Raw genomic sequence first — 8,774 nt, 5'->3', positions numbered from 1 at the left:
GTCACGCCCCGCGCCGCGCCTCCCGCGCTCGCCAAGGCGCCGCCTCCCGCCGCGCCCGTCACCGCGCCCGCCCCGCTGAAGGCCCCGGACGCGGTGCCGCTCGACAAGCCGCCGGAAGCGGAGAAGGAGATCGTCGCCGCGGCGCCCATGGCCGTCGGTGGCACCGGGACGCTCGTCCCTGGCGGTGTGGTGGGCGGTGTCGGCAGCGGTGAGGGGATGGCCATTGGCGGCGGTCGCGCCCAGCCCATCAACCTGCCGGAGTCGGCCACGCCTCCGGAGCCGCTGTCCGCGAACCTGCTGCCTGAATACCCCTCCGATGCCCGCTCCAAGGGTCAGGAGGGCCTGGTCATCCTCAAGGGTGTCGTCGAGGTGGACGGCCGCGTCACCGGACTCAAGGTGATGCGCGGGGATGAGCCCTTCGCCAGCGCCGCGCTAGCCGCCGTGCGCACGTGGCGCTTCCGGCCCGCCGTCGTGTCCGGCCAGCCCACCGCCGTCTTCCGCATCTTCAAGGTCCCCTTCCGCCTCAAGTCCTGACGCCCTCCTTCCCCCGGGAACACACCGCCATGAACTTCAACCTCAAAGAGATCTACGCGCACATGGGCGTCTTCGCCCTGGGCATCGCCTGGACGCTGATCGCCTTCGCGGTCGCGTCGCTGGCCGTCTTCTTCGAGCGCCTGTTCGTCTACTTCCGCTCGCGCGCCGCGTCCCGCAAGTTCGCCGGCCGCGCCGGTCCGCTCCTCGCGCAGCAGCAGCACGACGCGCTGGTGAAGGAGGCCGAAGGCAACAAGAGCAGCCACCTGGCGATGATGCTGGGCGGCGGCATGAAGACGTTCCTGTCCAAGTCCCGCGCGCCCGCCGGCAAGCTGGGCGCGGTGGAGCTCACGCGCCGCGACCTGGTGCGCATCAACGAGCGCATCACCGCGGACGTGCGCCGGGGCATGTCGGTGCTGGCCACGGTGGGTTCGGTGGCGCCGTTCGTCGGCCTGCTGGGCACGGTGGTGGGCATCATCGAGGCCTTCGCCGGCATCGCGAAGGAGGGCTCCGGCGGCCTGGGCGCGGTGTCCGCCGGCATCGCGGAGGCGCTGGTCGTCACCGCGCTGGGCCTGCTCGTCGCCATCCCCGCGGTGCTGATGTTCAACTTCCTGTCCACCCGCGCGGACGCGCTCTTGCTCTCCCTGGAGCAGGCGCGCGGCGAGTTCCTGGACCACCTGGAGGACATGTCCGGCGACAAGCGCGCGGTGGCCGCCCACGCGCCGCACGCGAGCAGCGCGGATGTCGTCTCCACCCGCGCCGAGGCCACCGATGTCGGCCACGCGTAGGAGCATCACCCCGGAGATGAACGTGACGCCGCTGGTGGACGTGGTGCTCGTCCTCCTGATCATCTTCATGGTCGTCACGCCGCAACTGGAGGCGGGCGCGGCGGTGGAGCTGCCCGTCGCGACGAATCCGGATCCGGAGAACAAGAACCTGGAGCCCACGACGGTGAGCCTCGCGGCGAACGGGTCGTTCTTCCTGGACCGCAAGGAGCTGACGCGGGACGCGCTGGTGGTGGAGCTGAAGACGCTGCGCCAGGCGAAGCCGGACGCGCCCGTGGTGCTCAAGGCGGACCGGGGCGTGGCGTACGTGCAGGTGAGAAGCGTGTTCAAGGCGATGCAGGACATTGGTTTCCCGGGCATCAGCCTGCAGGTCATCGACCGGCAGAAGAAGTAAGGGGAGGCACGCGCCATGGCTTTCGACGTCGGTGGCAGCAAGGGCGGCATCCGCCCCACGATGAACGTGACGCCCCTGGTGGACGTGGTGTTGGTCCTCCTCATCATCTTCATGGTCGTCACGCCGCTGATGACCAAGCACCTGTGGATGAACGTGCCGGCGAAGGCGGACAAGACGCAGGACACACCGCCCCCGCCGCCAGACGCGAAGCCGCCCGTGGTGCTCACGGTGGACAAGGCCGGCACGTTGCGCATCAACCGCGAGGAAGTGCCGCGCGACCAGGTGGTGGAGCGCCTGCGGCGCATGCTCAACGCGCGAGCGGACAAGATCGTCTTCTTCGACGCGAGCGACGCGGTGCCGTACGGCAGTGCCATGGAAGTGCTGGACCTGGCGCGGGGTGGAAACATCACCGTCGCCGTGCTGCCAGAGCGACTCGCGGACTGAGTCGTGCAGCGGGTGTCCCGCGCGCGGTGCGAGCCGCGCGCGGTCCGTGACACCAAGTTTTCCGTTCCCCGCCAGAGACGTCACAAACCCTTCATCCCAATGCCACGGGCGTCGCGTTGATTGCGCGTCGCTGTCGGCAAGGAGAGCCGTGTTGTCTCGTTCGAACTTCGTGCGCGCCCTCGTGGCGTCACTCGTGCTCATCACCCAGCCTGCCTTCGCGCAGGCCCCCGGCGCCGAGCCGACAGCCCCTCTTGCGCCCTCTCCCTCCGCCACGCCCGGCACGCAGCCCGCCGGGGAGATTGCGTCTCCGCCGGGAACTCCGGGTGGATCCGCCGCGTCACAGCCGGACGGGGCACTGCCGACGAGTCCCGCGCCTTCGCTGGGGACCCAGCCCGGGAGCGCCGCGAATCCGGCGTCCGTGAGCCCTGAGTCCACACAGCCCGGGGCTGTCGCTTCCGCGCAGGCCGCGCAGCCCGTGGATCCTTCCGCTCCGGCCGCCGCGCAGTCCGGCACCGAGGCGGATCCGTCCGCAGCCACCGCGTCCGACGAAGCCGCGATGGGCGATGAAGCCCTCGCGGAGTCCGCCGCGCCGCCCCCTGGCTTCACCGGCATCTACGGCCGCCTCACGGACGAGGCCAACGGCGAGGGCCTCATCGAAGCCACCGTGAAGGTGGTGACGGGCTCCCAGAAGCAGGCCCTCACCGACCTGGACGGCAACTACCGGCTCGCGCTTCCGCCGGGCAAGTACGACCTGCGCGCCTTCTACGACGTGTACCAGGGCCGCCGCATCACCGGCGTCATCGTCACCCAGGGCAAGGCCACGAAGCTGGACGTCGCGCTCAGCGCGGACGTGGGCGCGGTGCAGGAAGTCGTCGTCGAAGCCCGCTCCGACCGCCGCGCCGAGGGCGCCCTGCTCCAGGACCGCAAGAAGGCCGCCGCCGTCTCCGACGCCATCAGCGCGCAGGAAATTGCCCGCACGCCGGACTCCAGCGCCGGTGACGCGGTGAAGCGCGTGGTCAGCGCCACCGTGGTGGACGGCAAGTACGTCCTGCTGCGCGGCCTGGGCGGCCGGTACGCCACCACGCTGCTCAACGGCGCGCTCCTGCCCAGCCCGGAGCCGGACGAGCCCAGCGTGCCGCTGGACCTGTTCCCCACGAGCCTGCTCGCGAACCTCAACGTGGTGAAGAGCTACACGCCGGACCTGCCGGGCACCTTCGGCGGCGGCACGCTCCTCATCGAGACCAACACCTACCCGTCACAGTTCGAGTTCAAGCCGCGCCTCACCCTGGGCGGCGACACCGTGACGACCTTCCGCGAGCGCAACTCGCAGGCACAGGGCGGCTTCGGTGAAGCGCTGGGCTTCGCCGATTCCAGCCGCGGCCTGCCGTCCGAGCTGCCCCGCGACCACCGCCTGGGCGCGGGTGGAGAGTCAGCGCAGCAGTTGGAAGGCCAGTGGGAGAGCTTCACCAACGTCTGGGAGAAGCGCACCACGCGCGCCGTGCCCAACCTGGGCCTGGGTGCGTCGCTGGGCGACACGCTGCGCTTCGGCAATCAGCGGCTGGGCTACCTGGCAACCGTGAACTACGGCCACCGCGACGGCGTGCAGACGGGCGACTTCGCCCGCGCGTCCCGCGACGAGTCCGGTTCGCTCATCCCCCAGGACGTCGCGCGCACCACGCAGGGCTTCTCCACCGCGAACCTCAGTGGACTTGCCAGCGTGGGCTACCAGTTCGACCGCGACAACGAGCTGACCTTCTTCAGCCTCTACACGCGCGGCACCGACACGCGCACGTACTCCGCCAACGGCAACAACAACGTTCGCGGCGACTCCTACGCCAGCACCCGCCTCCAGTTCATCACCCGCGCGCTGTCCTTCACCCAGTTGCGCGGCTTCCACCGCCTGGGGCTGCTGGGCGACTCGGAGCTGGACTGGCAGGCCAACGTCTCCCGCGTGGACCGCGACGAACCCGACACGCGCGACACGCTCTACAGCGCCAGCCTGAACAACCCCGACGCGCAGTTGTCCTTCCCCAACCAGCCCAACAGCGGCGAGCGCTTCTTCGCCGAACTGGGAGAGACGTCCACCGGAGGCAGCGTCAACCTCACCCTGCCCTTCTCTTCCGACCTGCGCGTGAAGGTGGGCGGCCTGACGCAGGTCTCCTTCCGAGACTTCAACGCGCGCCGCTTCCGCTACCTGCTCAACGACACGCCGGTGGACCGCACCCAGTCCCCCGAACAGCTCTTCTCGCCGGAGAACGTGGGCACCTCCATCACCGTGCGCGAGACGACCCGCGCGGACGACGCCTACAACGCCTTCCTGGGCATCTACGCCGGCTACGTGTCCGCGGACTACAAGCCCGTGGAGCCGCTGCGCCTCGTGGGCGGCGTGCGCCTGGAGGCTTCCCGGCAGAACCTCACGCTGAAGGACCCCTTCACCGGCGTGGAGGGCGAGGGCGGCACGGACCAGCGCTACCTGGATGTGCTGCCGTCGTTCAACGCCATCTACGCGCTGTCCGAGAAGGTGAACCTGCGCGCGGGCTACAGCTACACGCTGGCGCGGCCCACGTTCCGGGAGCTGGCGCCCTTCATCTTCTTCGACTTCGTGCGCCGCCGGAACGTGTCCGGCAACCCCGACCTGCTGGAGACGCGCATCCACAACGTGGACGCGCGCGTGGAGTGGTTCGTCGAGGAGAACGACGTGCTCGCCGCGAGCGCCTTCTACAAGCGCTTCCAGGACCCCATCGAGCGCGTCATCCGCAACCCGGACAGCGGAGACCTGGGCTTCGAGAACGCCGCGGGCGCGGACAGCTACGGCCTGGAGTTGGAAGCGCGCACGTCCCTGGCCCGCTTCAGCCCGTCCCTGCGCCCGGTGCGCGTGGGCGCGAACCTCACGCTCATCCAGTCGCAGGTGGACCTGGGTGACTCCGCGGTGGTGGGCGCGCAGACGAACAAGGACCGTCCGCTCCAGGGCCAGTCGCCCTACGTCATCAACGTCAACGTGGGCTACGAGCGGCCGGAGAGCGGCACCGAATTCGCGGTCCTCTACAACGTGTACGGCCAGCGCATCAGCGAGGTCGGCGTGCAGGGCCTGCCGGACGTGTACGAGCGGCCCTTCCACCGCGTGGACATCACCCTCACCCAGAAGCTGGGCGCGACGCAGTTGAAGCTGACCGCCGCGAACCTCCTCAACGCGTCCGTCACCCTGCGCCAGGGGGACGTGACGGTGCAGACGTACAAGCCCGGCATGGCGTTCACCGCCGCGCTCGGCTGGGCCCTGTAGCTCCCATTTCCTCCCGAAAGGACGTCACCCATGAAGCGCCTGTTTGCATCCGTCCTCGCCCTCTCCAGCCTCACGCTGCTGCCCGCCTGCGGAGACGACAAGGACACCGACAACAAGCCGGACGGCGGAGATCCGCAGTCCACCGCGCAGGATGTGAGCGCGAACATCACCGAGGACACGACGTGGAAGGCGGGCACCACGTACACGCTGAAGAACTACGTGTTCGTGGAGAAGGGCACGCTGACCATCGAGGCGGGCGTCACGGTGCTGGGCGATCAGGGCAGCGCGCTGGTCGTCACCCGTGAGGCGAAGCTCAACGCGGTGGGCACGGCGGAGAAGCCCATCGTCTTCACCAGCGCGCAGGCGGCTGGCACGCGCACGGCCGGCGACTGGGGCGGCGTGGTGCTGCTGGGCAAGGCGCGCATCAACGTGGCCGGCGGCGAGAACACCGTCGAGGGCTTCTTCGCGACGAGCGGCGACGTGAAGACGAAGTACGGCGGCACGGATGACGCCCACAACTGCGGCTCGCTGAAGTACGCGCGCATCGAGTTCGCGGGCTACGAGCTGGCCGAGGACAACGAGCTCAACGGCCTGACGGTGGGCGGTTGCGGCACGGCGACGGACATCGACTACGTGCAGGTGCACAAGGGCGCCGACGACGGCGTGGAGATGTTCGGCGGCACGGCGGGCCTGAAGCACGTGGTCATCACGCAGACGGACGATGACGGCCTGGACTTCGACCTGGGCTGGCGCGGCAAGGTGCAGTTCCTGGTGGTCCAGCAGAACGCGACGGTGGGCAACCGGGGCATCGAGGCCTCCGGCAACAAGAACGACAACGGCGCGCAGCCGCACACGGTGCCGGAGATCTGGAACGCGACGTTCATCGGCTCCGGGCGTCCGGCGGGCACGGCGCCCGCGCAGGAAGGCCTGGTCTTCAACACGGGCGCGGGCGGCCTCTTGCGCAACATCATCGTCGCGAACTTCGCGGACCTGGCCATCGACGTGGACGGCACGGCCTCCGCGGCGCTGTGGAACGCGGCCACCCCGGAGCTGTCGCTGCAGAGCACGCTCTTCTGGAGCAACAAGGGCGACACGCTGGCCATCCCGAACGCGCCGAACCCGAAGAAGGACGCGTCGGGCGCGGTCACCGACCCGGACGTGAGCAAGTTCGTGGAGGCGGAGAAGGTGCTGGCGGTGGGCCTGAACAACAAGGTCGCGAATCCCCAGCTCACGGCGGCGCTGAACCTGGAGGCCCCGGACTTCACCCCGGCGGCGGGTTCCCCGGCGCTCAACCCGGACAACGCGGCCACGCCCGGCGCGGGCTTTGACACCAGCGCGCGCTTCGTCGGCGCGGTGGGCACCACCAACTGGCTGGCCGGCTGGACCGCGTTCCCGAAGAACTAGCTTCGAGCGGGTGGTGACACACGGACCGCGTGCTCCCGGCGCCTGGCCAGGGGCACGCGGTTTCGTTTCGTCCTACGACGGCAGGCCCGAGGCCGCGTCGTCCTGCGCGTTGGCCAGGGACTCCGGGGTGTTGCCGCCTTCGGTGAACAGCGAGCCACCGGCCACCGGGCGCACCTTGGGGGGACGGCCGCGACGGCGCGGGGCGTTCTCCTCGGAGCCCGGGGCCATGCCCACCGGTTCAACCGTGGCCTGCGGCCCTTCGGACCGGCCCGCCTTGCGCGTCGGACGCGGCAGGTGGATGGCCTCCAGCTTCGCCCCCAGCTCCGCGTCGTCCTCCGCGAACACCTTCGCGTACGCCAGCGCCCGCTGCCCCTTCTGGAGCAGCGACTCCTGGCTCTCGTTCAGCACCTGCCTCGCCGCGTCCAGCGCAGCCTGCGCCCGCGCCACCGCATCCGCCTTCTGGCGCACCTGCACCGCGGCCTCGCCCAGCACCTCCGTGTCCACGTCCGGGAACTTCACGTCGGCCAGGTCGGTGGCGAACAGCTCGAGCAACCCGCGCAGCGCGGGGGAGATGGAATCGTTCTCGGGGGAATCGAACATGGGCAGGCCTCCTCACAAGGCGTTGAGGCCACCTATCTGCCCAGATGTTCAGTGTCCTTTCAAGGGGGTCGTCCAACAGCCCGGAAACTCGGCCCCGCGCGCTTCGTCAAGGACCCCTCGCGGATCAGTCCACCCGCACCAACGCCACGTCCCGCACCCCCAGCGACGGATCCACGTCCACCGCCAGGAAGTGCCGGCCCACCCCGTCGAAGGCTTCCGGGATTGCCCCGCCCCCTCCGGAGATGAACGCCGGGATGCCCGCGTTCGAATACGAATAGTAGGAATGGATGTGCCCGTAGAGCGTCAGGTCCACCCCCGCTCGCGCCATCTTCCCCACCAGCCCGGCAGCCTCGCCCCGGATGGCGAACCCTCCGCCTCGGACGCCAATCGGATCCAACGGCGGGATGTGCATCGCCACCACGTGCACCGCGTCGCGCGCCTCCTCCAACCACCCGTCGAAGTGCTGCTCCACCAGCGGATCCACCGTGCTGCTGCCGGAATCCAACAGGCTGAAGTGCGCCCCCCGGAAGGTGAAGTGCTGGCTCGCACGCCCCACGAGCCGCTGGTACTCGCGCGCGTCGTCCGTGAACGTCTCGTGGTTGCCCAGCGTCGCGAACAACGGGATGCGTGACCCCGCCTCCAACCGCTGCTGGAACTCCTCCAACTGCTCGCGCGTCCCGTACTCCGTCAAATCGCCCGCGAAGAAGATGAAGCGCAGCGTGGGGTCCTCGTTCAGCCGCGTGTAGATGTCCCCGACCTTCGACAGCGCCTCCTGCACGTCCGCCAACGCCGCGAACCGGAACGGCTCCCGCGAGTCCCAGTCCGGCGGCGCCACCGTCAGCCTCGCCATCGTCCCCGGCCGCAACGCCACCCGCCACGCCTTCACCGTCGGGTGCGCGTCCGGCAGCGCTTCCACGACGAGAGGCGCGCCGGCTTCGTCCACCGCCTCCAGCGCCGCGTCCGGCATCGCGTTGTGCACCGTGAGCAGCCAATCCGCTCGCGCCTGCGCATCGGCGGCGACGCGCACCGTGAACACCGGCGCCTGCCCCCACAGCTCCAGCGTGCCCGACCCCAGCGTCCGCACCGACGCGAGCCCGCCCTCCACCTCCACCGTCAACGCTTCGCCCTCGGCCTGCCCGATGCGCGTGTCACGCACCGCGCGGTCCTCGCTCGGCCTCGCGCATCCCGCGGACAGCAGGGCCGCTGTGAGGCCCATCGCGCCCAGGACGCGGAGTCCTCCGCGCGACTCCGAACGGATCCACGCCGCCCGCACCGCGTCCTGCCCGCGCGCCCCACCGCTCACGTGTCACCTCCCACCGCGTACACCAGCGACAGC

The 8,774-nt window shown here is 70.2% G+C and carries 8 protein-coding genes; 6 read left to right on the top strand and 2 right to left on the bottom strand.

Annotation, left to right across the window (positions count from 1 at the left end):
* From D7V88_RS35225 to D7V88_RS35200, 6 genes are all read left to right on the top strand, one after another.
* Positions 1-534, top strand: a 534-nt coding sequence (locus tag D7V88_RS35225) for an energy transducer TonB (RefSeq protein WP_147448990.1), incomplete at its 5' end; no start/stop codon positions are given.
* Positions 535-563: 29 nt separating this feature from the next.
* A complete protein-coding gene (locus D7V88_RS35220) occupies positions 564-1,319 on the top strand; it encodes a MotA/TolQ/ExbB proton channel family protein (protein WP_120544979.1) in 756 nt (251 codons plus the stop codon).
* A complete protein-coding gene (locus D7V88_RS35215) occupies positions 1,303-1,710 on the top strand; it encodes an ExbD/TolR family protein (RefSeq protein WP_120544978.1) in 408 nt (135 codons plus the stop codon). Before D7V88_RS35220 ends, D7V88_RS35215 begins: the two co-directional genes overlap by 17 nt.
* 15 nt (positions 1,711-1,725) lie before the next feature.
* The gene (locus D7V88_RS35210) at positions 1,726-2,154 is read left to right on the top strand and encodes an ExbD/TolR family protein (RefSeq protein ID WP_120536925.1); all 429 of its coding nucleotides are present in this window, start codon (positions 1,726-1,728) and stop codon (positions 2,152-2,154) included.
* Positions 2,155-2,302: 148 nt separating this feature from the next.
* Positions 2,303-5,434: a TonB-dependent receptor domain-containing protein gene (locus tag D7V88_RS35205; RefSeq protein ID WP_120544977.1), complete on the top strand. Its 3,132-nt coding sequence runs from the start codon at positions 2,303-2,305 to the stop codon at positions 5,432-5,434.
* A gap of 30 nt (positions 5,435-5,464) precedes the next feature.
* Positions 5,465-6,838, top strand: a complete 1,374-nt coding sequence (locus tag D7V88_RS35200) for a beta-helix domain-containing protein (RefSeq protein ID WP_120544976.1) — start codon at positions 5,465-5,467, stop codon at positions 6,836-6,838.
* A gap of 72 nt (positions 6,839-6,910) precedes the next feature.
* On the opposite strand, the gene D7V88_RS35195 is transcribed toward D7V88_RS35200, so the two are convergent.
* Positions 6,911-7,438 (bottom strand): hypothetical protein, encoded by a 528-nt coding sequence (locus D7V88_RS35195; RefSeq protein ID WP_120544975.1) that lies wholly within the window; start codon positions 7,436-7,438, stop codon positions 6,911-6,913.
* A gap of 124 nt (positions 7,439-7,562) precedes the next feature.
* Complete coding sequence (locus tag D7V88_RS35190) at positions 7,563-8,654, bottom strand: metallophosphoesterase family protein (RefSeq protein ID WP_208726658.1); 1,092 nt, start codon at positions 8,652-8,654, stop codon at positions 7,563-7,565.
* Positions 8,655-8,774 lie beyond the last annotated feature (120 nt).

The organism is Corallococcus terminator (assembly GCF_003611635.1).
GTDB classification, from domain to species: Bacteria; Myxococcota; Myxococcia; order Myxococcales; family Myxococcaceae; genus Corallococcus; species Corallococcus terminator.
Note: the sequence above shows the minus strand (reverse complement) of the source record. Positions and strands in the feature narration are given on the sequence as shown.

Coding starts and splice junctions, on each gene's coding strand:
- D7V88_RS35220 (WP_120544979.1), top strand. CDS start 564: ATGAACTTCAACCTCAAAGAGATCTACGCGCACATGGGCGTCTTCGCC.
- D7V88_RS35215 (WP_120544978.1), top strand. CDS start 1,303: ATGTCGGCCACGCGTAGGAGCATCACCCCGGAGATGAACGTGACGCCG.
- D7V88_RS35210 (WP_120536925.1), top strand. CDS start 1,726: ATGGCTTTCGACGTCGGTGGCAGCAAGGGCGGCATCCGCCCCACGATG.
- D7V88_RS35200 (WP_120544976.1), top strand. CDS start 5,465: ATGAAGCGCCTGTTTGCATCCGTCCTCGCCCTCTCCAGCCTCACGCTG.
- D7V88_RS35195 (WP_120544975.1), bottom strand. CDS start 7,438: ATGTTCGATTCCCCCGAGAACGATTCCATCTCCCCCGCGCTGCGCGGG.
- D7V88_RS35190 (WP_208726658.1), bottom strand. CDS start 8,654: ATGGGCCTCACAGCGGCCCTGCTGTCCGCGGGATGCGCGAGGCCGAGC.